This window comes from Bremerella volcania (genome assembly GCF_007748115.1).
GTDB lineage: Bacteria > Planctomycetota > Planctomycetia > Pirellulales > Pirellulaceae > Bremerella > Bremerella volcania.
Genome location: NZ_CP036289.1, coordinates 3,926,386 through 3,951,861, shown reverse-complemented (window position 1 = coordinate 3,951,861; position 25,476 = coordinate 3,926,386). Strand labels below are relative to the sequence as shown.

General features: G+C 55.6%; 17 protein-coding genes. 5 read left to right on the top strand and 12 right to left on the bottom strand.

The window, feature by feature from the left end; all coding sequences use genetic code 11:
• Nucleotides 1–93: 93 nt before the first annotated feature.
• Nucleotides 94–1,890, bottom strand: coding sequence for a hypothetical protein (locus Pan97_RS15665; RefSeq protein WP_144974115.1), 1,797 nt, complete (start codon nucleotides 1,888–1,890; stop codon nucleotides 94–96).
• Between the two features lie 333 nt (nucleotides 1,891–2,223).
• On the opposite strand from Pan97_RS15665, the gene Pan97_RS15660 reads away from it, so the two are divergent.
• The gene (locus Pan97_RS15660; RefSeq protein WP_144974113.1) at nucleotides 2,224–2,973 is read left to right on the top strand and encodes a BON domain-containing protein; all 750 of its coding nucleotides are present in this window, start codon (nucleotides 2,224–2,226) and stop codon (nucleotides 2,971–2,973) included.
• Between the two features lie 1,020 nt (nucleotides 2,974–3,993).
• Here Pan97_RS15660 and Pan97_RS15655 read toward each other — a convergent pair.
• From Pan97_RS15655 to Pan97_RS15605, 11 genes are all read right to left on the bottom strand, one after another.
• Nucleotides 3,994–7,755 carry a secretin N-terminal domain-containing protein gene (locus Pan97_RS15655; RefSeq protein WP_165698788.1) on the bottom strand — a complete coding sequence of 1,254 codons (3,762 nt, stop codon included), beginning with the start codon at nucleotides 7,753–7,755 and terminating at the stop codon, nucleotides 3,994–3,996.
• 268 nt (nucleotides 7,756–8,023) lie between these two features.
• Complete coding sequence (locus Pan97_RS15650; protein WP_144974109.1) at nucleotides 8,024–9,220, bottom strand: cadherin repeat domain-containing protein; 1,197 nt, start codon at nucleotides 9,218–9,220, stop codon at nucleotides 8,024–8,026.
• Complete coding sequence (locus Pan97_RS15645) at nucleotides 9,217–10,821, bottom strand: hypothetical protein (protein ID WP_144974107.1); 1,605 nt, start codon at nucleotides 10,819–10,821, stop codon at nucleotides 9,217–9,219. Before Pan97_RS15645 ends, Pan97_RS15650 begins: the two co-directional genes overlap by 4 nt.
• Before the next feature lie 63 nt (nucleotides 10,822–10,884).
• Entirely contained in the window at nucleotides 10,885–12,483 is a 1,599-nt protein-coding gene (locus Pan97_RS15640) for a type II secretion system protein GspK (RefSeq protein WP_144974105.1), read from the bottom strand.
• A complete protein-coding gene (locus Pan97_RS15635; RefSeq protein ID WP_144974103.1) occupies nucleotides 12,480–13,463 on the bottom strand; it encodes a prepilin-type N-terminal cleavage/methylation domain-containing protein in 984 nt (327 codons plus the stop codon). The genes Pan97_RS15640 and Pan97_RS15635 overlap by 4 nt, the downstream gene beginning before the upstream one ends.
• Nucleotides 13,463–13,945 carry a type IV pilus modification PilV family protein gene (locus Pan97_RS15630; RefSeq protein WP_144974102.1) on the bottom strand — a complete coding sequence of 161 codons (483 nt, stop codon included), beginning with the start codon at nucleotides 13,943–13,945 and terminating at the stop codon, nucleotides 13,463–13,465. The genes Pan97_RS15635 and Pan97_RS15630 overlap by 1 nt, the downstream gene beginning before the upstream one ends.
• Nucleotides 13,946–14,605: a prepilin-type N-terminal cleavage/methylation domain-containing protein gene (locus Pan97_RS15625; RefSeq protein WP_165698787.1), complete on the bottom strand. Its 660-nt coding sequence runs from the start codon at nucleotides 14,603–14,605 to the stop codon at nucleotides 13,946–13,948. It abuts the gene before it with no gap.
• Between the two features lie 124 nt (nucleotides 14,606–14,729).
• Complete coding sequence (gene gspG, locus Pan97_RS15620; RefSeq protein WP_144974099.1) at nucleotides 14,730–15,140, bottom strand: type II secretion system major pseudopilin GspG; 411 nt, start codon at nucleotides 15,138–15,140, stop codon at nucleotides 14,730–14,732.
• A gap of 61 nt (nucleotides 15,141–15,201) precedes the next feature.
• Nucleotides 15,202–16,407 carry a type II secretion system F family protein gene (locus Pan97_RS15615; RefSeq protein WP_144974097.1) on the bottom strand — a complete coding sequence of 402 codons (1,206 nt, stop codon included), beginning with the start codon at nucleotides 16,405–16,407 and terminating at the stop codon, nucleotides 15,202–15,204.
• Between the two features lie 41 nt (nucleotides 16,408–16,448).
• Nucleotides 16,449–18,173 carry a GspE/PulE family protein gene (locus Pan97_RS15610; protein ID WP_144974095.1) on the bottom strand — a complete coding sequence of 575 codons (1,725 nt, stop codon included), beginning with the start codon at nucleotides 18,171–18,173 and terminating at the stop codon, nucleotides 16,449–16,451.
• Between the two features lie 280 nt (nucleotides 18,174–18,453).
• The gene (locus tag Pan97_RS15605) at nucleotides 18,454–19,161 is read right to left on the bottom strand and encodes a hypothetical protein (RefSeq protein ID WP_144974093.1); all 708 of its coding nucleotides are present in this window, start codon (nucleotides 19,159–19,161) and stop codon (nucleotides 18,454–18,456) included.
• Between the two features lie 303 nt (nucleotides 19,162–19,464).
• Between Pan97_RS15605 and Pan97_RS15600 the strand changes: the two genes are divergently transcribed.
• The 4 genes from Pan97_RS15600 to Pan97_RS15585 all read left to right on the top strand — a co-directional run bounded on the left by Pan97_RS15600 (nucleotide 19,465) and on the right by Pan97_RS15585 (nucleotide 25,475).
• Entirely contained in the window at nucleotides 19,465–20,721 is a 1,257-nt protein-coding gene (locus Pan97_RS15600) for a hypothetical protein (protein WP_144974092.1), read from the top strand.
• A 196-nt stretch (nucleotides 20,722–20,917) separates the two neighbouring features.
• Nucleotides 20,918–21,610, top strand: a complete 693-nt coding sequence (locus Pan97_RS15595) for a pentapeptide repeat-containing protein (protein ID WP_144974090.1) — start codon at nucleotides 20,918–20,920, stop codon at nucleotides 21,608–21,610.
• Between the two features lie 384 nt (nucleotides 21,611–21,994).
• Entirely contained in the window at nucleotides 21,995–22,906 is a 912-nt protein-coding gene (locus Pan97_RS15590) for an ATP-binding response regulator (protein WP_144974088.1), read from the top strand.
• Nucleotides 22,896–25,475 carry a response regulator gene (locus Pan97_RS15585; protein ID WP_165698786.1) on the top strand — a complete coding sequence of 860 codons (2,580 nt, stop codon included), beginning with the start codon at nucleotides 22,896–22,898 and terminating at the stop codon, nucleotides 25,473–25,475. The genes Pan97_RS15590 and Pan97_RS15585 overlap by 11 nt, the downstream gene beginning before the upstream one ends.
• The last annotated feature ends 1 nt before the right edge of the window (nucleotide 25,476 follow it).

Here is a 25,476-nt window from a genome sequence, read left to right as displayed (position 1 = left end):
TTTTACAATCAGGCCTCGTCAAGCATCGCGCAAAGAAAAACGCCCCTGAGATTACCAGGGGCGTGGAGATGATTCTTAGTGGAGTTGAGGTGACTATTCGGTATCGCGTTTCAGCGAGAATCCGATCCAGTGCAGCCCCGTTTCATCGTCGACCATGATCGCCCCACTGGGAGCCAGGTATTGGCTGATGACGTTGAAATCCGGCAGCGGATTGGCATCGAGGTTGCCCTGTAGGTTCTTGAAGAAGTCATTCTGCTCGGCACGCTGGCCGATGAAATCTTTGGTCGATTCGGCTTGGACCAATTCATAAACCATTCTTAGACTCTCTTCCGGTCGAGCAAAGCTGACCATCGCAACCTTACGTTCGCCAGCGTGTTCTTGAAGCTTATTCAAGACGAGCTTGAAACTCAGATCCTCGGCGAGTCGCGGCGAGTCACCACCGAAGGTCATTGTGACATGCTCGACGATGCCTGGGCGGTCGGCAAAGAAGAGGTAGTCGCCAATCAAACCAAAGCAAGGTTCCGGTCGAAGTGCCCTGCGAGTTTCCATCCGGCGACGTCGATCTTCAGGGACATCTTCCGGAATCGGGGCATCGGCGACATTCGCCTGGTAGAAGGTTGCGTCACCAAAGTTGCGTTTCTCGACAACGTCATTCAGCCGCGGCAACGATTCCACAATCCGGTCAAGCGTCTTCTGCATCATCGCTCGATCCTTGATCTTCGCGGCGACGAAAGTGGCTTGACTGTTGATACGTGCCGGGGGTTCGTACCACTGGACCAGGGTGAATTTGCCTTCCAGGTTATCGATGATCTCGGTTTTGAAATCGATGCCCGTTCGCTGGTTGATTCGGCGATCGATGTCTTCGGCTAGTTTGCCGTCACCAAAGATGCTGTCGTAGAGGTTTTCCAGGGCGCCGTAGCTCTTCTCGACGTCCCAGTTACTGGTCATGTAGTTGGTAACATCTTCAGGGACCCAGCCTTCTGGCTCGGTCGACGCATTCTTCAGGGCGATCATTTCGATCACGCCGGTTCGCGGGCGTTCCAGCATGACGTGCAGGTGACCGATCGTATCGAAGTCTTCCGTGGCGGCGATGTAGCTTCCGCCAATAGCTTTCACCCCATCCAAACCCAGCACCGGCAAGAAACCCATGACGTAGCTACCGCCCGGTTGGTTTTTGGTGATGGCGCGAAGTCCGTCGATTGGATTGACGTACCAGATCAGTTGGGCTGGCTCGTCCTTGGTTCCACGTGACGACGAGACGATCGTGCTGAAGCGATCGTCCGATGCAAGGCTGTCTTCCCGGTCGCCTGACCAATGTTCGAGGGTGTCCTCAAGGACTTCAATTCGGTTGGAAAGCAGTAGTACGTTTTCATGGATGGAGATGGCCAGTGGGCCGTTATTGCCGCGAATCAAGGTGATCTCGGCACCTTTGAATTCGCTTCGCTCGATCAGGGCACCATCGTTCCCCGCGACCGTTTCCAGCAAGCTGACGACGCGTTCGATGACGCGGGTATCTTCGCCGAGGTCACAGAAGATCACGACGCCTGGTTGTCCTTCCTGCATGGCTACCACTCCGGCAGCCAGTTCGCCTTGCGGGATGCTCAGCAGTTCCTCAAGGGTGATTCCACTGCGTTCTTCAGCATTGGCGGCCGACTGCTTAAGAGTCTGCCAGATCCCGCTGACGAACGGCTGCATCTGAGGGTCGTTGGCGGCCTTGCCAATGGCCGTTTGTTCCATTTTGGCGATAAAATCAGGCGTGTTGGCTACCCGGAGGAAAGCGAACGTCTGATCAGAAATGATTCGCGCCGCATTGGGGCGTTCAGCGCAAGCACTCGAAACAAGCAGCACTGATAGCAGAAGGCCAAGAAGTGGGGTGAGGCGAAATTTCATTGAGGCACCTTAAGTGGTGAAGGCTTAACCGTTTGTGTCCTGGGGAACTCATTTGGAATACCCGTACCGGTCAGGCAAAGTTTCAAGATTGTTCTGGAATCTTCTTCTGGGAAATCGGTTCCGCATGCCATGCCCTTGGCGACGGCACGCATTGTGCGGACAGATGCGGACTTTCAAGCTCTTGCGGGTGGGGGGCGACGATATTAGATGTAACCATCCCCGCGCGAAAAGGCGAAAATCACTTGGTGATAGCCGCTATTTTCGTGATAATGAGGATGCACTTTATCTGGCGCGGTTTAATTGACCAAATATTCGCCAAGGACGAGAGAGACCATGCGATTTAGCCGAATTATTACCGTTTGCCTGGCAATCTGCGGTGCGCTGACCTGCGGACTAACGTTCGTCCATGCGCAGGGGCAGTCCATCAATTCCGACACCCTGCAGCAACCCAATAGCAATTTCGGTTCTGGCTTTAACTCAAATACCGGCGGGTCAATCAGCAGTCCCGGGACGAACATGTTCTCGACGCCGCTGCCGGCTCCTTCGTTTGCCAATGGCTCCACTTCTGGATCCTCTGGATCTGGAGGAACGACGGGTACCAGCGGTTTGGGCGGCACCGGAGATGCCAGTGCGGCTTCCGCGTTGATGCAGCAGAATCAGCTCAATCCATTCGGCGGCGGTGCGACCGGAACGGGACAGCTTGGCTCAGGCGGGCTTAACTCAGGCCGAAACAGCAGCTTTGGCCGGTTCGGTGCTTTTGGAAACCTGTTCAACAACCAGGCATTCCAAAATGGCTTTGGACAAAACGACACACCGCGTTTGCCGACCAAGTTAACCGTGAAATTCGATCATCCTAAAATCCCAACCAATCTAGTGAGTGCCGATATTACACGACGCATTCGCAAGATCGGTCGCTTCCCGAACGTTACCGTGTCTGTGGAAGACCGGGTGGCCACAGTGTCGGGGATTGTGGAGTCTGAAGATGATTTGCGGTTGATCGACCGGTTTGTGTCACTGGAAGTTGGGGTGTCATCGGTGGTGAACCAGCTTGAATTGCAGGAGCCATCACCGGCTGACCAGTAGGCTGCTGGCCGCTTGCCAGGTAATTGCTGTAGGCCTTGGAGTCCGCAAAGTCTGGCCGGAATGTCTGTAGGTTGACGCCCGGCTTCAACTGCATCGATTGTGGGGCCCGGCTCTGATACGGTCCCCCCTGGTACTGGGCCGATGCCTGATTCATCAGCGGCTGGGCTGGCTGCTGCTGCGTAGCCGGATACTGTGGCATGGCTGGTTGGTGCGGGTAATGCGAAGGCATCATCTGCTGCGGAGTCGGCTGCTGCATGCTGGGCGCCACGTAACGTAACCGCTCTTTCATCGTTGACGGAAGCTCGATCGTCGTTGTGTTTAGCTTGGAACCTTGCTGCTGTGTCCCTTGAGGCTGTTGCATTGGAGGCATCGCCGGACCCATGTTGCGTTGGAAGTGGACTTGAGCGACTTCCGGCATGGTCTGATCGCTGGGGCTTGGCTGATACTGGGGCGAAGGGGATTGGTTTTCATCCTTCTTGGCAACGCCCATCAGCAAATGCTTGCTTTGCTCACTCATGATGAGTTGGCCAGTCGCCGTGTGGAAGAATGGGGCAAGCGTGATCTCCTTCTGTTCGCCACCAGCACGATCCCAGGGGATCCAGAAGCTGTACGAGTGCCCCAACTTCGACATGCTGTAATGGGACTGAAGCTTGTCTGCTTCGAACACGAACTTTCGGTTAGGACGTTCGGTGTCGATGTCGCCTTGACGTGCATCGTCGTAGCCGTAGATCGTCAAGCTACCTTCAACGCGAACCGGCTTCTGCGTTTCGTCATAAAAGTGAATACGACCGCCGAAGCCTCGTGTCGGAGGATCATTGGGGTTGTAACGGACGGCGTCTTTCCACGTGACGACCATTTTCAGTGGAACTTTGTACTCTGGTTCTTCATCTTCCCACGGCATGCTTGGCATCTTGCCCAGCGAAGAGCAACCGCTCGCCGCGAGAACTGTCAGGTAAATCAAACTCAGCGCGAATGCAGTACGTTGCATGGTTGACATTCCTTGTTGTTCTGTGCGTGCGATTAGCGAACCGGCTGCTGCGGCATCGACGGTTGCGAGTACTGCGAATACTGAGAGAACTGCCCCTGTTGCGGCTGCTGAGCCGGCGGTTGTTGGGGGTAGCTTTGCCCTGGCTGTACTTGCGGTGGCATCGCCTGGTAATTCTGTTGATAGTTCACCGGGCGAACCTCGACCGGCTGAAGCACCGATGGCCGCGGCGTACCGCCAGGCGGCTGCTTGAAGCCTGGCGATCCCATCCGCGGCAGCTGTTGGTTCGGGGGTGGCAGTGGACCTCGCGGTGGATCCAGGATCGGAGCGTTGTACCCCGGCGGAATCACTTCCGGTATGCCGGCCGGGTTTTCATCCGGGTGAATCGCAATGATGCCATCATCCATCGGCATCGAAGGATCGATACCGTAAAGTGCTTCTGGCCCGTACACCTTGGCGACGTCGGCCAGGCACCAGCTCATGCGGCACATTTCCTGTTCTTTCAGGTAAGCGGCATCCTCATCGGAACGCACTACGATGGGCGTAATAATGATCAGCAATTCACTACGCTGTGCGTTGTAGCTGTCGTAGCGGAAAAAGCGTCCGAGCAGCGGAACGTCACCCAGAAGTGGAACCTGGCGATTCACCACTTCACTCGAGTTCGAGATCAAACCACCGAAGACGATCGTTTGGCCTGAGCGGGCACTTACCACGGCCGTGGCGGTCTGTGTATCGATCCGCGGTGAACGAATGACGTCGCCGTTCTGGTTAATCGAAATTGGAATACCGTTGGCTTCCGAACCAACCGCCGAACGTTCGGCCTGCAGTGCCATCACGACGACCCCATCAGGGCTGATACGTGGGGTCACGCTAAGGATGATCCCGGTGTTGATCAGCTCCGTCGTATTGATCGTGCCGTTGACGGTCTGTTGCGTTGACGTGATGTACGGTACGCGTTCACCCACCTGGATAAAGCCAGGCTGGTTGTCCATCGTCATGATCTGGGGTCGAGCGAGCACTTCAAGCCGGCTCTCCCGTTCCAAAGCACGGACCAGAATGTTGACTGATTCGCTGGCGGCCGAGAAGACAAAGCCACCGTAGCCCAGGTCGTTGTTGACCCGGCCCAGGGCAAAGTTCGTCAGACCCTGACTACCAACGGCGCTGGCAGTCGCCAGACTAGCGGCACTCGAGCTATTGCCCAGCGTTTGGTTATTCCAGTTATAGCCTGGGTCGAGCGATCCCGAGGAAACGACGCTTCGGTCGAAGAGTACCGAGTCTTGCAGACCCAGCTCGAAACCAAGTTCTTCCAGGTCGTTCAGACGGACGTCCGCGATGAGAACCTGCAGCATGACCATCGGAGGGCGTTCGTCCAATTCGCGTACGATTTCCAGGACTTGATCGAAGTACCGTGGCGTGGCGCTGATGATCAAGCTATTGCTGAACAGTTCAGGCACCACGATCACTTCGCGGACCAGTTGTTGGAAAGGGCTGACGACCGATGGGTCGAGCGTTTGAAGCTGGCTTTCCTCGGAAAGCAGCGCGGTCAGCGATTCCGCAACCAGGTCGGCCCGGGCATTACGCAGGCGAACCACCGTACTCTTGCGTTCGGTGACTTCGTCTTGATCCAAGCGAAGCAGAATGGCTTCGACAACGGTCAGGTCGGTGGCGGAACCAGACGCGATAATGCTGTTGGTGCGGGTGTCGACTGTGAAGTTCAAAGGAATCAGGCTCGACTCGCCGGTGCTGGTAGCCTGCGGCGTGAAGAAGGCGTTCGTTTGACGGGCCTGGCTGTTGGCCGATTGAACCGTCTGGAACAGTTCGTTCAACATCGTCGAGAGCTGCGTTGCATCGCCGTTGACGATCGTGAACACTTTGATCTGCGATTCGGCCGAAGGCTGTGAATCGAGGTGCTTTACCAAGGCCAGGACCAGCTCCATGCTGTGTTCGGGTGCCTTGATGATGAGGGCATTGGAACGCGTGTCGGCGGTCACCGTGACTTCGTTCAAAATGCCGGACTTCAGGATCTGCTTTCCTTCCGTATCGAGCGTCATGAACGAGAGCATGGCAGCACGAACTTGAGCGGTCGATTGATTCTGTTGTTGGTTGCCTCCGGTGGCAGGCGTACCGGTGATTGCTTCCTGTAGGATTGGAGCGAGCTCTTCCGCCACCGAGTTTCGCAACTGAACGATCTCCAGCTTCAACGTCGATTCGCTGGTCGGAACGTCGATTTGCTTGAGCAGGTAATCGATTTCCACCATGTCACGCGGGCTGGCAGCGACGATGAGGGAATTGCTGCGGACGTCGGACGTAATACGAATTCGCGTACCCAGAGCCGTCGGCTCGGCATAAAACTCGCCCAGCTTGGTTTGTGCTTCGGCGGCAGCCAGATTCTGCAAAGGGAAGACCTTCAGGGTTTTGGCAGGGCCGACAGGCTGATCCAGTTTGTCGATCAGTTCCAGAATACCCTCCACGCTTTGTGCGCGGCCAATGACCAGGATGGCATTGGGCTTGTTGAGGGCCGTGATGCTGACTTGGCCATAGCGGGCGTTCAGAAGGTTTTCGTACAGTTCATTGACCATCGTTGCGACGGCTTCGCTATTGGCGTGCAGCAGTTCGCGTACTTCGATGACCGGTTGCGTCTCGACGCTGAGCCGTTCGATGTCGTTGATGATGTTGGTGATGCGTTCGACGTCGCGGCGATGACCACGAACGACGATCACGTCCAGACCTTCCAGGAATTCGATCTGAACGGGGCCAATCAGCCCGCCATCTTCTTCGGGACTGATGGTGAATTGCGGGTTGTTAGGGTTCGGCTGATCAGGAATTTCGATCGGCTGTCCACCCTGCGGCTGACCGATGATCTGGGCGGCATTGTCGTCGTCGTTTGCGTTGTCTGCGGCCGGCTGCTGTTCTGGCTCTGGCTGGAAGATCATGGCAGCCAAGTCGCCACTCCAGCGGAGCTTCTTCTTGCCTGCAACGTCTTTCAAGGCTTCGAAGACCTGCTTTTTGGCCAGGCTGTTCTCGGCATCACGTAGCGGGTCGAGCGCCTTTTCGACGTTGTCACGAGATGCGTTGCGCAGAGAAACGAGCGTCGTTCGGTAGGCGTCGCTGTGGGATGGGGTGTCCAAAGCGCGAATGACTTCGCCCCAGCTGCGAGCCGAATCCGATTCACCTCGGAGGATGGCAGTGCCTTCATTGCGATAAACCTGAAGGCTGACCTTCTTTTCCGAATTGGTAGGCAGCGTCATCATCGTCATGGCTCCTTCGGCCGAGATGCTGACGGGAATTCGCTTGCCGACAAGTTTTGCGATGCCTGATTCCAGGGTTTCCCCTCGGAGGTTGTTTAGCTTGATCTCTAGCTCGACCAGGCCATCGCCTAGGTCTTTGCTGCGCTGGAATAACGGCTTGGGTGGAGCGACATTCGTTTGGGCTTCGGCCGTTCGAACGCGTAGTTCCGAGGAGTTCAGTTCGACAGGCCTAGCTTGGGTCTGATAGCCGGATTGCTTCACGAACTCGGCAATTTGCGTCTGAACGGCTTTTGGCGCGTTGACGACGAGCTTGCCTGAGGATTTATCCCCATGGATAACCACGTCGGGGTTGCCATTGAAAAGCTGTTTCATAACGCTTGTCAGGCCGTCCAGCTTTTCTGGATTGATTGGATACGACTCGGTACTGCGAGCAGGTGTCTGTTCCTGTGCGTAGACAGGGCGAGCAGGCGTCTGTTCCTGTGCGTAGACAGGGTAAGACAGAACACCACTAACAGCGACGACGAGAGCGCCGACCAGTAAACGTGTCATTTTGAATCGATCGAAGGGGCTGACCATCCGTTGTCCTCACTTGCATTTGCGCAGCTATGTAGCTGGATTACCGCGCACCTCGCACTACATGGAATTTTCGGTAGTACACGAATTACCCCTACACCGATTTCAACCGTTACAAGCGATAAATATTCGCACCGTGTTAGACTTTGACGGCTGGCGAACCCTCGTTAAAAGAGACATGCCGCCAGCTAGCTGGCGGCATGTCCGGTTTTTGTCGTGTTTTTTTGATTCGAGAAGGAATCGCCTAAAGTTCTCCCGCCGGGCCCATCGGCGTGGCTTCTGCCAGCGGCTGGCCAATCGAGAGAACGCGCAGGTCCCCTTCGATCTCGATGATTACCTCCCGGTCTTTCACGTCGACGACTTTTCCCTTGAGGGTACCGACCGAGAACGTATCGCCAGGGCCTAATCGCAGCTGCTGATTCTTCGGGCGGTTGTTAAGCCAGGCTTTTGGCTGACCGCCGACGGCAACCGTGCCGGTGAGGAAAGTGAACTTCGCTTCATCAAATTCCGGCCGCCGCGGCGATGGGTCGGGCATCGGTTCCGGCTTAGGCTCAACGACCTTGACCAACAACTCTTGGGTGGTGCTCTTGGGTGGAAGGCGACTGTCGCGGGCTTCGACCGTGATTTTGTATTCCCCCAAGGCATCCGGAGTCCATTGAAGCGACCCGCTCTCGGAAAGCTCGACGCCTGGTGGTGGGTCTTTGCCAAGATAGAAGGTCACACGGTCCTTGCGGTCAGGGTCGCTGGCACTCAGGCGAAACCGGAGGGGCCGTTCTAGCTCCGCTTCGACTTCGGTCTTCGACGTAAACAGCGGCGGCTTGTTGGCAGGGGCAAACAGATTTCGCTGGAGAATGACGTCGACGTAATCCTTCAGGTTGCCGTGGGCTAGTTCAGGAAGACGCACGTCATCGGCTTGAGGAACTTCCTCGGTTCCGTCCAGGCTGAGTACGGAAACGTTCATCGAGATGTCGAGAAGCTCGGAATCCTTGACCGGAACCATCGTCAGCTTGCTGAACTTGTGCAGAATATTGAACGAGTAGAACTCGTAGCTGAACTGGACGAACTGTTCCATCGTGGCCTGGCCATTGATGGTGAACATATGCTGGTAGTGGTTTCCACCACGGCGTCCGTTGAGCGGCTTGATGACGATATCGTCGAAGCCTGTTGACTCAAGCGTTTCGCGAAGTCGTTCCTGATAGAAGGACTGGCTGGCACGGATGCTTTCCGGTAGCGCGTGCCGTCGGTACGTGACCATGCGGTCCATGGCCATTTCCGCTTTTGCCTCGACGAACTCTTCGTCTTTCAGGCGTTTCGAGAGGGTTTCAATCTGGCGATCGCGACTACTGAGCGCCGAGGAATACTGGTTCATGAAGTAATAGCCACCCACCGTCAGCAAGCAGACGCCTACCAGGATGGCCAAGACACGTTCGCGCTGGGTCATGACTGGTCTCCTGTGCTGCTAGCCGCGTCGGTAGTTGGTTCTGCCTGTTCGACCGCTTCTTCCGTGGCTTCCGTCGAAACTTCGGACGATTCACTCGTTTCCTCTTCTGCCGCCGATTCGGTCTTGCTTGTTTCTTCGCGAGGGGCAAAGCGATCGGTCCCGTCCGGGGTAATGGTTACGTACTCTTGGAAACTGATCGTATAGTTGTCGCCGTAGACGCGTTCTTGAGACCCTTTGCCGAGAACGGCGTGGTGTTCATCCATCAAGCTCGTTTCGATCTTGCGAATCACGGACTGATCGGCAACGTAACCTTCCAATGTCGTCGTGCCCCCTTCGTTGTTGCTGGGCTGCATATGGATACGCGTTGTGATCATTTCATCGGCGGAGGGGAGTTTCTTCGACATGCGGTAGATTTCGTCGAGCCACTGCGCGTCGGCAGCCACCCAGTTGTCGATCTCGATGACCTCTTCCTCCAATTCCACCAAAGGCTTGTTCGACTGTTGCAGCTTGGCGATGTCTTCCTTCAATTGGGCGATCTCAGCGTCGCGCGAGGAAATGCCACTGTACATCAGGTAGGTCACCAGCAACACGACGGAAGCCGCCGCGAGACCAGATAACGCGAAGATGCGTTTGCGATCCGGCGGATCTGGTTTTCGTCTGGGATTGAGGAAGTCGATCGTGGCGTGATGCGACGATCCATCGGCCAACAGAGTTCCGATGAGTGCGCCAAACTGACTGGCGATTTCCGGCGAAAGTTCGACGTTACTCGATACGTGTTCCGCAGTGAGTGGATCGAGAAACTCGACCGTCGCTTTGAGTTCATTGCCCAGCGTACGCCATGTTTCTGGCGAGGAGGGTTGTCCGAGAATCACAATTTGCGTGATTGACTCGGAGTTGCTCTTCGACTGGGCGGCAAGCATCGTACGGCGGATTTCACCTTGCAGAGCATGAACGTAATGCTCGGTATTGGGCTCGCCGGGTAGACGGGTCGAACGCGTCAGAATGACGTCACCCTGGCTGACCACGGTAAGTTCGACGCGATCTTCCAGGATCTCGACGATCAGGAATGTCTGCCCGGCCAGACGAGATTGGCTGGCCACCAGGTGAGCTGCCCCGAACGAACGAACGTAAAAACTTTGCGGCTGGATCTGCACCTGAACGCAGATCTTCTGGCAGCTTTTCAGATTCTTCGCGGAAATCGCGGCGGCGTGCACGCGTAACTTGCCGTCCTCGGCCGGCGGCATCTTGATAAAGTCAACGACGCCATCGTCACCCAGATTGGTACATTCGCGAATTGCCTGATAGCGAACGATGTCCGGGAGTTCGTCATCGGGGACCGGCGGAACGGCGACGACCTGGAGTTCGATCGACGACCGGTTTACTCCCACGATCGCCGGGAGTTTGCTCAGCCCATGCGCGGCGACTTGATCGGTAAGCAGCCGCCCAACCCGACTTTCGACCGAGGGCGGTTCGGTCCCTTCAGGAGGGAGGGGCAGGGGGAAGTGTAGGGCCTGATCGACGACGATACTCGATCCGCGCTGGCGGGCAACCACCATGCGGAGAGATCGCGAGTCCCATTCTATTGCGAGTTTCTTAGCCATAGTTCTATTGTATTTCGCAGGCTTATCGGTGCGTGCCGAAAAATGCTCGGCAGACCATGGAAATCAGTTGATTTGTCCGTCGTCGAGCCCCAGTTCTACTCCTAAAACTTCCAGGGGATGTCCTCGACCGAGTTCGGAAATATCACGCCACAACATGACCTTGGGCTGGGGCTGCGTGGCGTCGATCACGACTTCCTGGCGGCTAAACGCACTTCCATCCTCGAAGTAGCCGACCACTTGGGCTCGATAGACGTCACCACCGCCGCAGACAAACGGCGAGAGCGAAATCATCTGCTGGGTCGTAACGATGCCACGCAGTAGGATCCAGGTCTCGTGACGCGTTACGGGGTCCTCCGGGTCAGGAACCGGTAGACGTTGCTCGAGAATCTGTCCAGCAATCTCTTCATCCATCCCGGGGATTCCCAACAGGACCTCATAAGGGGCCTGGTTGATATTGATGCGCCCGGGAATGATCGGAGATGGGTTGATCGTCATTTTGTCCATCATACTCGGCAGGTAGACGTTCATGGCTATGATGCCGTCCTCGAACGGGGACTGCATGGTCACGGTGCGATTGCCTTGCTGCACTTGTACGGACGCACCGATCAGTTCCAGCACGTTGTTGATCTTCGTTTGACCCTGCTGCGAGAGATCGAGACTGACGGAACCGCCGCCGCCACTCGCTCCACTACTGCCGCCACTACTATTGCCGCCGCTGTTCTGACTTCCGCTGCCCCCATACAAGCGATAGGCACAAATGAAATCGGCGTACTCAACCGGAAAGATCGCTGTGATGTTATCGTGCAGGGTTTGCAGGTTTTCTTCGTTCAAGTAGATCTTCGGCTGACCGGAATCGGAATAGTTTTTCTCCATGCTCACCAGCGTGAGATACGATGACCACCCGAGGTCGGGAACCAGTTCAAGCATCTCCATGGCCTGCTGATCGCCATCGGCTGGGGGAGCCCACTCGTGGTCATCGACCAGACCGTTGCGGTTGGTATCGCGACCGAACAGAAGCTCTGGTGTAACGCCGCGTACCAGCAGAAGTTCTTCGACAGTTTCCAGCGGGCCGTTCTTGGGATTGTAGGGAGGATCGAGCGTGTTGTAGTAGTCGAACTCGGCCCCGAGATCACGTGGTTCGTCGTCCTCGTCGATGTAGTCGAGAATGCAATCAGCGATCTCCTCATTCATGCCGGGCAACGCCATTAATAGCGCACGCCCCGATCCTTCGGTTTGCCCTTCCAGCATCAGCAAGGCATTCAAATTGACGCGGCTTGATTCATCTTCCAGACCGAAGCGAATGCCTTCGATCGAGCCGTCTGCATTGAGGGCCGGAGCGAGGACCGAAAAACGGCCGCGGGATTCGGCCGATTCATCCGGATAGACGAGAATCCCGCGCATGATGTCAGGGTTGTCGTAGATGCCGCCTTGCTCGTCGATTAATTCCTGCTCTTGTTCCAGAAAGACGCTCAGCATGGCGATGCCACTCTCGGCAACGTTGCGGGCCTGAATCTGACGACCGGTCAGATGCGTGGCTTTATTCTCGATGAACATCAGTTCGGTATAGGCGTAAGCCGAGAGGGTGATCATCATCACGACCACCAGCACGACGAACAGTACTACGCCACGTTTCGATCGAAGGCGTTTTCGCGGAGTGCTCATAGGGCGGCATCCTCGCTCATCGTATCGGTCGAATCGAGTTCTTCTTCCGGCTCTTCATATGGCTTGGCGGTGGGGATACGTATGAGTCGCCGGAAAACCTGGCCGACGGGGTTCGCGGCATCCTCTACCGGTACCCCAATCGCGCCGTCAGCCAACAGTGCCTGGGTCATGTCGTGATCGCGAATCGCGATGATGACGTCGACCGCCATCGGCAATCCGCCCATCGCTTCGGAGTCCCATTCCTCGACCCACTCGAAGCCGTCGAAGTAACGAAACTGCAGAAGGGAAACCTCGGGAGCGAGAATCTCGGCGGAGGCATCCAAACCGGCCGAATCTCCGTTGTCCAGTGCGTACTGGGTCACCGCTCGGTCAAGTTCACGTCTTACCAGGCCAAACTGTGTTTCCGTGATGCCTGCGTCGCCAACCGTCCCGCGCCCCAGCGAGGAAACGCCTGGCTGCAATAGAAAATAAGTGACGGTCTTGATATCGCTGGGGATATCGCCGATCTCACGGGAGCGAAAACTGGTGTACTGCGGATCGTACTCGTCGATCCGCGGAATGCGGCTGATATCGACCTGCAGTTCGTAGGCATTGCCGTAAAGACCAATCGTCGTCGGCAGAACGCCTGACGTCGCGAGTTCCTGAGTATTCGAACCAGCCAAGGCATCTTCGGCCAGGGTCGGATCGAGGCCTGCACTTGCGGCCAGGTCGCCGGCGCCGCCGGCAAGTGAATCGGCCGCGAGGGCTTCGACGGATTCAAAGTCGATTTCATTCTTCCAGATGGCACTGCGCAGGTCCGTCTCCATTCGGCGCATGACCGCCCGGGCCAACTGGGCTTGCTCGATGCTCGTTTGGCTCTCGGTCACCTGAAACAGATAAAACCGAATAGCGCCCCCCAGTGCCAGCAGAACCAGCACGGAAAGGGACGAAGCGAGGAGCACTTCCAGCAGCGTGAAACCGTCTTGCATTCGGCGCTTCATTAGATGGCTCCCCCGACTTCGAGTGGAGCTCCATCACTGGATTCGGGGATCTCTTCCAGGGCTAATTCGGGGTCGCGCATCCAGCGAACGATTTGAAACGAATCGTTTTCGGCCGTCGACTGGGCCCCGGCGCGACGGACTTGTACGGCGACCATGATCAGGCCATCGACCGGAGCTGGCTCCCAATTGATGCTGTAGACCCACGGCGTATCCTGTTCGACCGTGAGCGTGGAAAGATCGCTCGTCATGGTGACGTTCATGTCAGTCACCGGATCTGGTGGAATCAGCCCGAGCGCAATCTCTTCCATGATCGTCTCGGCGATCATTTGCGCTTCGGTCAGTCCTTGCGCCTGCTGGGCATTCTGAAAACCGAGACCAACCAATTGCCCAAGAAGTGTGAGCGATACGGCCAGAATGGTCAGGGCCAAGATGACCTCAATGAGGGTGAAGCCTTGTTTGCGATTGGGGTTGGTTGCCAGCATTTAATCAACACCCCCATCATCGAGGTCAGGGTCTTGGATACGCGCGATCCCAGTCAGGCTTCGTAGCTTGATGGAGGTAATCGTCCCGCCATCGCCGCGAAGAAATACCGTGGCGTCCGAGGCGGTACCGTCCGGGTAGAACAAGATGGGACGAGACCATCCGCTGATGTCCATATCTCCTCCTTGTTCCTGCTCGAGCGTATAGCTGCGAATATCGGCTTCGATGTTGTCACCGGCAAAGACGACTCCTTCTTCCAGCATTCCATGGATCGTTTCGGCTTCGACCGAATCGAGAACGACGCTCGAAACGCCGATCCCTTGGCTTGTTCCGGCCAGGCTGTTTTCCAGTTCGTCGCTGCTACGCACGAAGGGGGCAACGGCGAAATTGCCGGTCTCTTGCTGAAAGCGAAACATGCGAATACGGCCTGATTCCATCGCTTCGACGCGGGCCCGCATAAACTCGGTCTGGATCTTTTCCGCCGAGACCGTCAAGCGATGGCCTTGCAGCGAGTTGTAAACCGCCGGCGTGCCCAGGCCCACAAGGACGACCAGGATGGCTAGTACTAATAGCAGTTCCAGCAAGGTAAACGCTCGGTGGCCACCGGCAGTGACGGACTGCGGTGTTCGCCTGGCGTTTCGAGTTGCTGGAAATCGGATCAAGGGGATTTGCCTGATTCTTTATACGGCAGATGCCATGTCCACATCGGCGCGGCACGATCAGCTGGATGCATGCTCACGCGGACGTGGGCATGGCACCCACCATGGCTCTCAACAAATTGGGACGTTAGCCGTTGATGTCGTCTTCGGTGCCGCTGGCCCCGTCAGGACCCATCGACCAGACCTTATAATCTGCGCCGTTGACTTCGTACTGGTATTCGTTTTCCCATGGGTCGAGCGGAATGGTGTCCTCTTCCCAGTAAGGACCTTTCCACTTGTTGCCTTTGTCGTCCGAAGGCTGGGTGATCAGGTTGTCGAGCGATTCGGGGGCCTTGTTCATGTTCAACTTGTAGAACTTGATGGCGCTCTCGATGCTTTCGACCTGGGTTTTGGCGGCCTTTTCCAGGGCTTGCTTTTGGACACCAAACACGGAAACACCCACGATCGAGCCGAGAATCACCAGGATCACGAGCACCAACAAAACTTCAATGAGCGTAAAACCGGCTGTCGCACGACGGCGACGTCGAGAAAGGGTCATGAATATTATCTCCTTACAAATTGGGTGTGTTTGCTAACGAAAGCGCAATTGATTGTTTGACTTACAACGCACTGCTCATCCGGAAGACAGGCAGCAGCAATGCGATCACGACGATCAAAACGATGAACGCCATGACCAGCAACATAATGGGCTCCAACAAGCGAACGGCCAAATCGAGCCGACGCGTAGTTCTTCGTTCCAGGCCGTCGGCTATTTCGACCAAAACGCGATCGAGCGAATTGGATTCTTCCGCGACGCTGATCATTTCCACGACCGTCTTGGGGAAATAGCCTGAACTGCTTAGTGGCGAGGCAAGCGATTCCCCGGACGAAATATTCTCGGATGCCTCTTCAATGGCCGAGGCCAGAATGCGATTACCGGCTGCTTCGCGGCTTATCTCCAATGCCCGAAGAATGGGAACCCCGTTCTTCAGCATGGTACCCAGCACGCGGCAGAACCTGGCGACGGACAAATCGAGCATGATCGAGCCAAGTAGTGGTACTTTAATCTTGAAATAGTCGAGTCGGCGTTTGCCGATTTCAGATTTCAAGGCCGTCCGAAAGTAAACGAACAAGCCAATGATCCCTATTAAGATAAACAGTCCGTAGCTGTTCAAGGTTCCGCTGAACCACAGCAGCCAGTCGGTGATTGCCGGCAGTTGGCCGCGTTCTCGTAAGCGAGCGAACATCTCTTCAAAGCTGGGCACGAAGAATACGATCAGGAACGTCAAAATGACCGAGCCCACAACGGCCAGAAAGATCGGATAAGCCAACGCACTCAGCGTGCGACCTTTGAGGTCTTCCTGCTCTTCGGTGAACGCGGCGACACGTTCCAGGGCGTCTTCCAGGAAGCCACCCTCCGCGCCGGCACGAACCATGTTGATGGCCATGTCGCTGAAAGCACGGGGGTGCCTCGCCATCGCCGCGTCGAGCGGTTCCCCTTCCTCGACCCGGCCGCGTACGTCTTCCAGCACGGCTTTGAGGGCCGGATTCGAGGCCTGTTCGTTCAGCACGTTGAGCGATCGCATCAGCGGAACGCCACTGCGAACCAGCGAAGCCAACTGGGCGTAAAAGGTCGCCGCTTGCTGCGGGCTGACTCGCTTGCCACCGATGCGGAAACGGGTACCTTGCTTCTCCAGTTTGACTTCAATCGGGAAGAGGCTTTTCGCATTGAGCGAATTGATGACCTCGCCTTCCGACTGCGCAGTCAACTTGCCAGAGACCTTTTGGCCCTGCATGTTACGTGCGACATAAGCGAAGTCTGGCATGATCTTGGGTAGGCTCGGGGTAAGGAAGGACCTGTATTGTACTAGTTTCCGCGAAGATTATCACTCTTGGTGACGCGAAGAATTTCCTCGACGGACGTTTGTCCGCTCAGGGCTTTACGCCAGCCATATTGCCGCAATGTCGACATCCCTTGTTTGATGGCGGCTTGCTTGATTTCCCAGGTGCTCACGTTGTCGTGAACCATCTGACGGAGATCTTCCGTCGAAGTCAGAAGCTCGTAAATGCCCATACGTCCGGTGTAACCGACACCACGGCACTTGCGGCAACCGACCGGGTGAAAGAGTCGCTTCTCGTCTTGCTCTTGCAAGTCATCCCACGGAAAGTCATCTGGCAGGTCGACTCGGTGAACTTCATGCGGCTCTTTGCACTCGGGGCACAAACGACGCACCAGACGCTGGGCCATGACACCTTCGACCGTCGATGCGATCAGGAACGGTTCGACCCCCATGTCCACCATACGGGCAAACGCCCCGGCGGCATCGTTGGTGTGCAGCGTGCTGAACACCAAGTGACCTGTAAGGGAAGCTTGAATGGCGTTTTCGGCTGTTTCCAAGTCACGAATTTCACCCACCAGGACCACGTCGGGGTCATGACGCAGGATGCTTCGCAGCGAAGCACTGAACGTCAGGCCGATTTTCGCGTGGACTTGAATCTGGTTGATCCCGTCGAGTTGGTATTCCACTGGGTCTTCGGTCGTGATGATCTTGGTTGCTTCGTCCCGAATTTCCAGCAGAGAACTGTACAGGGTGGTGGTCTTACCAGAACCGGTCGGCCCGGTGACCAGGATGATGCCGTGCGGCTGGCGAATGATCTTTTGGAATTGGGAATAAACGTCTCGGTCCATCCCCAGCTTTTGCAGATCGAGGGTGAGAGAGCCTTTATCCAAAATACGCATGACGATGCTCTCGCCATGGATCATGGGGATCACCGACACACGCACGTCGATTTCGCGACCGCGGACTTTCAACTTCATGCGGCCGTCTTGCGGCAATCGCTTTTCGGCGATGTTCAGCCGCGACATGATCTTCAAACGGCTGATGATGGCGGCCTGAAAGTAGTTGATTTCCGGCGGGACTGGCTGCGAGTGGAGCATGCCGTCGATACGGTAACGGATGACCACGGTATTGTTCGATTGTGACTCGATATGAACGTCACTGGCCCGCGACTCGATCGCTTCCAGCAGGATTTCATTCACCAGGCGGATGACCGAAGCCTCTTGTTCGATCTCGGCCAGTTCGCCCCCTTCGTCGTCGAGATCTTGTAAAAGCTCAACGCCACCCGCTTCCTCTTCTTCCTTTCTAGCCAACATCCCTTCGACCGTCTCGCCGCCGACGCCCAAATTGGCTTTGATCAGCTTGGCGATCTCGGTGCGGCCAGCAAGGACCGGGACGACACTCAATCCGGTTGCGGAAGCAACTTCGTCCAAGGGGTACAGGTCGAAAGGATCGCTCGTCGCAACGACAATGCTGCCATTCTCACGCCGAACCGGGAGGAGGGATTGCCGATAGATCAGCCGCTGGGGAATGGTCTTGATAAGGGTCGTGTCGATCTCGGTGTGATTCAGGTCGATATAATCCAGGCCCACTGCGGTGGCCAACGCTTTGAGAGCTTCGTCTTCTTCCACAAAGGAAAGTTGCACGGCCTTCGGGATGAAGTCCGCGCTTGATTCTTGTTCGTTACGAACGATCTCGGCCTGTTCCGGCGTCAACAGTCCGCAACTCAACAGAATTTCACCAGCATCGACCATGAAGTCTTATCGCACAGATAGGAGGGAGAGGATGGAAATCAGGTTACCGCGCCTGACCGATTGCCAGCCACCAGTTTAGGGGCGGACCATTCGAGGAGAACGGGGGATTAGGCTTTAGCTTGCTAAGTATTAAACGTTTTACAACCACTATTTGTTTCGCGAATTCCCGAATCCGTGCTCCAGGATTCCGATCTTAACGGTTAACCCCTCGCCAGTAGTTCTGGCGAGGGGTCTGTTTTGAATGGGCAAGCTCTATTGTAAGAGGCTGTGCAGCAACGAGTTAGATCTCGCCGTCGTCATTTCCGCCGCGACCGCCAGGACCCCGTTGACCACCGCGGCCGCCCCCTTGGAAGCCACCGCGATCTTGTTGCAGATCAAACGGTTCGCCGACCAACTCTTTCCACTTCTTTTGCTGCTCTGGGGTTAGCATCTGCAGCAGTTCGGCATCGGCCTGCTTGCGAAGTTCTTCGATCTTTTCTCGCATTTCGTTCTGCAACTCTTCGGCCTTGTCGCGAAGGTCAGCCAACTGGGTTTCGGAAAGCCCCAAAGCTTCCGAGATGTTTGGATTCGCGAACGAAACACCACCACGGCCGCGTGACTGCTGTTGAACCTGGATCTGCTTCAAACGCTGCAATTGGGCAGGCATCAGGACCTTTTCGAGGTCTTTTTCCATGTCTTCACGAGCGGTACGCAGCTTGTCGAACATCTCACGGCGTTCGTCTTCGCTGGCGTTACGCATGCCTTGGAACATGTCTCGCATGCTCTCACGCATTTCCTGGCCTAGTTCGCGAATGTCTTCCAACTGGGAAGGAACGATCTCGAGTTCCTTTTGAACCGATTCGTTGTTCAATAGGCCGAACAGGTCGCCACCACCACCTGGGCCACCGAAACCACCTCCAGGACCGCGTCCACCAGGACCTTGAGCCATGGCCGAATTGGCAGCGAGAACAACAGCCGCAGTGCAAACCAAAGCCACTAAGAATTTCATCGAAGCACCTTTCAGAATAGGAATGAGTCTCTCCCCCGGAGTGGGGTGGTTGTATGGAGTCTGTCGTGTCTCGCGAAAGCGTACTGCCGACAGGGGGAATCTACATAAGAAAGGTCAACCATCACGATCATTCAAGGTTCCGGTCTATTTCGAAATTACGGCTCAAATTCTTGATTTTTGATCAGATTCACTACCTATGGCACAACTCTTCCACGGCCAGTGGGGTTTAACGCTATGGCCTCACAGTAAGTACACTGATAGGTCAGCCTCATTTCGATTTCACTCTGGTGCGGAAACTGGATCATGCCCATGATCGCTAGGTCTTCATTTCGCCTTGGCTTGTTGGTTGCTTCCCTGGCATTGGCCATTTTGGCTGTCGATGCTCTCTTTGCGCAAGGCCCACCACGTGGTGGCTTTAGTGGCCGACCAGGCGGCGGCTTCGGTGGTCCAGGCGGTCCTGGTGGTGACTTTCGACGTGATCGTGGTGGAGACGACAGCGACCGAGACCGTGGACGGGAGGAAAGTGACCGAGACCGAGACCGTGGCAGTGACCGTGGCGATCGCAGTCGGGGAGGATTCGACCCAGCCGAGATGCTGCGCCGCATGGATCAAGATCGCAATGGCAAGATCGAAGGGAGCGAGCTTGAAGGACGCGGTGGCGAGTTCGTCCGACGGATGCTCAACGGAACAGGAATGGAGAACAGCAACAGCATCAATATCGAGGATGCCTCGAAGGCAATTCAAAAGGCCCGCGAACAACGCGAAGCCGGCGTGGAATCGGCAAGCATGAGTTTTGGTGCCTCTTCCGACGCGAAGCCTGCTGCGGGTTTTGACGCACCACCGCCGGTGAATGGCAAATCACTCGAAGAGCGTTTCGGCAAGACCGTCGTTGATCAGGTGATGGGCATCATGTCGCGTTACGACAAGAACAAGAACCACTATCTGGATGGTCCCGAGTGGTCGGAAGTTCGCTGGAGAGATGATCCGACTCAAGATGATACGAACAAGGATGGACGTCTTTCGATCGAGGAACTTTGCCAGCGGGTAGTTCGCAGTAACGGGGGCCGAAGCAGCGACCGGGATGATAGCCGTGCGGAGAACCGAGAGAGCGGAGATCGTGGAGGAGACGACCGTTTCCGGCAATACGCAGAGAGCTTGCTTCGCCAGAATGATCGCAATAAGAACGGCGTTTTGGAAAAGGACGAATGGTCTCGGCTTCGCGGCAATCCGGCCGACTATGACAAGAACAATGACGGCAAAATCACCGTGGAAGAGTTAACGCAGAGGTCGGAAAGCTACGGGCGTGGGCGTTCCTCACGCAGTGCATCGAGCGAACAGTCAAAGCAGGAAACTTACCGGTTTCTCACCGCGACCGAACGCCTTCCCAAGGGGCTGCCAGACTGGTTTCTGCGTAACGATCAGGATGCGGACGGCCAGATCATGATGCATGAATTTTCAACCTCTTGGAGTTCCTCTAAAGTAAGCGAATTCAACCAATACGACCTCAACGGCGATGGGGTGATTACCCCCAAGGAAGCTCTTGATTCGGGGAAAGGCTAGTAAAATCCCCGGATATCGTGCGTTTGTTAAGGTTCGTCAATTATTCTGGACAAGGTAAATAATTTGATTTACAGCTTTTCGCACGACCGCTACGTTCAGATTCGATGAAAGCAAACCCCATTTCTATCGTCCAAGCACCTGACGCATGAGGTTGGTGTTTTTTCGGCGATAGATACTTTCACTAATCGTCGTGGGTATGATCGAAATACGCCATAAGTCATCCGGAGAGGTGCTTCGCCAAATCAAACTCAAAACCTTGGCAGGAGCGAAGCTTTCGAGCCTTCCATTGTGCGGGGCGTGGCTGGTTGAGCAAAACTTGACCGAAGCGATTCTGGACATCGCGGATCTGCGCGAAGCCGACTTGAGCCGTTCGATTCTGGAGAAAGCGAGTTTTCAGGATGCGTGTCTGGCGGGTGCGAACTTGGCTCACGCGGCTGCCCATGGGGCTGACTTTTCCAACTCGAAGCTTCGCGCGGCCGCACTGACCGAGGGTGATTTCAATGGGTGTAGTTTTCGCTACGCCGATATGAACGGTGCCAGCTGCGAAGGGGCCAAGCTTTCGGATTGCGACCTGAGCATGGCGAAACTCCGTGCCAACTTCTCGCGGGCGAACTTGAATCGCTCTGACTTGCGGGCCTCGGATCTGAAGGGGGCCAACCTGCGCCGGGCAACTCTGAAAAACGCCTGTCTGGAAGGAGCGATCTTTATTGGGGCTGATCTCACCGACGCGAACCTGGAAGGGGCCAAGTTGACGGGGGCCAAGTTTTTCAATGCCATCCTGCGAGGGACCATCCTGGAAGATTCCGAGATGGATGTCCGCGTGGGAAGTGGTGCCATGGCGAAAAAGAGCAAACCGACTTCCAAGTCATGGTGGAATGTTTGGAGCTAACGCCAGAACCGAATCCATTTACCCAATTGCCAACTTCGCAAGTTGCTTGATGGGACACCCCGCTGGGCTGTCGTGCATCGTGAAAATTTCGTGAATTTGAAACGATGTCATGCTGAGAGGTTCTCAGACGCGGGTATACCTGTAATTCGAATGTTCAGTAAACGCTATGCTAACAATTCGATGGTATCGTGATCCGATGAGCCAGGTGGTCGACTTCCCAATCGGAATTCTCCACGCTGGAGATCATTGAACGTAATGCGATACCCGATGCCATAGTTGTTCGAAGTGTGTCCTCGCTTGTCCCGATTTTTCTTCGGGCAACGCGAAGGTGGTACACGACGATTGTTCCCTTTCTCATTTTTCGGGATCGTAGGAGAGTTCTGCATGCCCACCATCCTGATCGTCGATGATACGCCGGTCGATTTGCATTTGATTGAGGCCATTCTGAAGAAGGACCCTGCGAACGACTCGATCGTCAAAGCGGGGCATGGCATGGAAGCTTTGGAAAAGCTGCATGCGATCAGCGAAGAGGTCGATCTGGTCGTCACTGACCTGAATATGCCAGAAATGAATGGTCTGGAGTTGGTGATGCGCATGCAGACCATCTATCCAGAAATCCCGGTGATTCTGACAACCGCTCACGGAAGCGAGCAACTTGCCGTCCAGGCCCTGGAACAGGGAGCCGCGTGCTACGTTCCCAAGGCGCTAATTGCCGAACGATTGGTGCCGACCGTCCAGCAGGTTCGTGCTCTGGGTATCGCCGAAAAGAATTACGAGCGTCTGACCGACTGCATGCGGACCGCCGAGTTCACTTTCGAACTGCATAACGAGCCCGCGTTATTTGAACGTCTTGTTGAAATGCTTCAGCAAATCTGCGGAAGCCTGGGAGTCTGCGAGGACAGCGGCCAGGTCCGGCTGGGCATGGCGCTGGAAGGTGCGTTGTTCAGTGCCTGCTATCGCGGAAACCTTGAATTGACACTCGACGAAATTGATCAACTTCAGCTAGGAAAGCCCGAGGCCTTGGCTTTGGTCGAGTCTCGCCGGATGGCCGAGCCGTACAAAGAGCGTACGGTTCGCGTTGCGGCCAAGATGTCGTCGACCCGAGCACAATTTGAAGTCGCCTTTGATGGACCTGGCATCGATCCGGCTACGATCCCTGATCCCAATGCGGCCAACGCCTTGGATCGCATCGGTAATCGTGGTTTGGTTTTGATGCAGGCATTCATGGACGAATTCGAATTTGATGAGGCGTCGAAGACCATCAAATTCGCCAAAGTTCGAACGGATGCCTCCTAAGACCTGGGATAAAAAATTCGTTTCCCGAACCGAGAACCGTCGCTGCGACGACCTGATGATATATTCTGATCTGTCTAAACTGTTAAGCAATTCGACTGTCGCCGAACTTCCGGCATACGACATCGCAGTCGACGCTTCTACCCATACTAAGGAAGTTGAAGAGATCTTCAACGCCAATCATGATCTTCCCGGAATTCTGATTCTGGTCGAAGATCAACTGCTGGGGGTGGTCTCGCGTGAGAAGTTCCTTGAGTACATGAGTCGTCTCTTCTCACGCGATCTGTATTCGCAGCGTCCCGTGCGACTTTTGTACGAAGCGATCAATATCAAACCATTGGAGTTGACCAACGAAATTGGCATTCACGAGGCGGCACGGGCCGCATTGAGTCGCCCCCGTGACATTGCCTACGAACCGATAGCGATTCGCTGCGCCGAAAAAGCCTACCGCTTGATGTCGGTCCATATGCTGATTCAAGCCCAGTCGCATTTGCTGGCTTTGGCGAACGACATGATTCAGCAGCAAAAGGAGGTCGCCGATGCTGCGAACCAGGCCAAGGGACAGTTCCTGGCGAACATGAGCCACGAGATTCGCACTCCAATGAACGGCATCATTGGTATGGCGGATATTCTGCTGGAAACGCAGTTGACCGATTCGCAGCGGGAATATCTTCAGATGATCAAGACCTCAGCCGACGCACTGGTCGGGGTGATCAACGATATTCTCGATTTCTCGAAGATCGAAGCCGGCAAACTCATGTTGGAAGAGATCCCATTCCAACTGCGCGAGGCGTTGGGCGACTTGATGAAAACGATGGCCTTCCGCGCCCACGGTAAGGGCTTGGAACTGGTCTGCCACATTCGGCCTGATGTGCCCGCGGAAGTGCTGGGCGATCCTGTGCGTTTACGGCAGATCATCGTGAACCTGGTCGGCAACGCGATCAAGTTCACCGAGTCGGGCGAGGTGGTTCTGCGCGTCGAGAGTCACGACACCGATGACGAAGGGTTTGTCAAACTTCAATTCAGCGTCATCGATACCGGGGTGGGAATTCCGGAGTCGGCGCTTCAGAAGATATTCGCCGCGTTCGAACAAGCCGATGGTTCGACCACGCGTAAGTTTGGTGGTACTGGCCTGGGACTTTCCATCTGTTCGCGCCTGGTCGATCTCATGGGAGGTCAGATCTGGGTGGAAAGCGAAGTCGATAAGGGGACGGCATTTCACTTTACGACGGTGATGAAAAAAGGGTATGCGACCGACGCACGACTCGCGCAGTTCCCTCGAGAGGCCCTCAAGAATCATGTGACGCTAATTGATGACAACGATTCGGCCTTGGGTGTGATTGCCGAAATGCTGGGGAACTGGGGCCTGTCTCTCAATCCGTTCCACGACGGAGGGGTAGCCTTGGCGCAGTGGAGTTCAGCGGCAGATCGCAGGACTTCGCAGCGGGTGGTGATCGTTGATGATGATATGCCGAACATCGAAGGAATTGAATTCCTGCGACGGCTGCAGTCGGACATGGGCGGACAAGATGCCAAGGCAATTCTGCTGACGCACGGCGTCATGAGCGAAAAGACCATCCAGGAGCTTCCGTGCCGGATTGACGCCGTGGTGACCAAGCCCGTTAAACAATCCGATTTGTTTGATGCCTTGGTTACGGTGTTAGGTTACGAGGAACTTGCTCGCCGTCAGGAACGTCATTCAACTACCGACGGATTGTCCGTCACGATTCGCGCGAAGATCCTTCTGGCCGAAGATAACTTGGTGAATCAAAAGCTGGCAGCACTCCTTTTGGAGAAGTGTGGTCACGAGGTACACGTCGTCGGGGATGGCAAGTTGGCCGTCGAAGCCTGGTCGTCTGGCGAGTTCGATTTGATTTTGATGGACGTCCAGATGCCCATCATGGACGGTTTTGAAGCCACGGCGGAAATACGCAGAATCCAAGCGGAGACCGGGAGAAAAATTCCAATCGTTGCCATGACGGCTCATGCGATGAAGGGGGACAGAGAACGCTGCTTGGAAGCCGGCATGGACGATTACGTCACCAAGCCGATCAACGCGAACGTCCTCTACGAGGTGATCGAGCGTGTACTCACGCAGAAAGATTCCCCAAGCCAGCCTCAGTTCAATCCGATTTCCGAAGAACCTATCGAGATGGAAGAAGTCGCTGAAGTCGAGACCTTGCCTGAACCGGTCGAGGCCGAAGAAGAGGCGACTGTTGAACTAAAGCTGGTAAATTATGCCGGCGCTCTGGCAAACGTTGGTGGCGACCACGATTTGCTGGTCACGCTGATTGGTGTCTTCAAGCAAGATAGCCAGCGTCTCTTGCAAGACATGCGAGACGCGCTTGAAAGTTTAGACGGACCGAAGCTACAGCGGAGTGCCCACAGCATGAAAGGCTCGTTTGGCTACTTCGCAGCCGAGAAAGGTATCGAAGCTGCGAAACGCATGGAAGATCACGGCCGTGATGAGAACTTCGAAGCGGCCAAGTCGGATCTGAAGATCCTCCTCGAACAATTCGAGGCGATCAGCCCCGAACTTGATTTGATCACTCGGGGCATGGTTGCGACTTAGG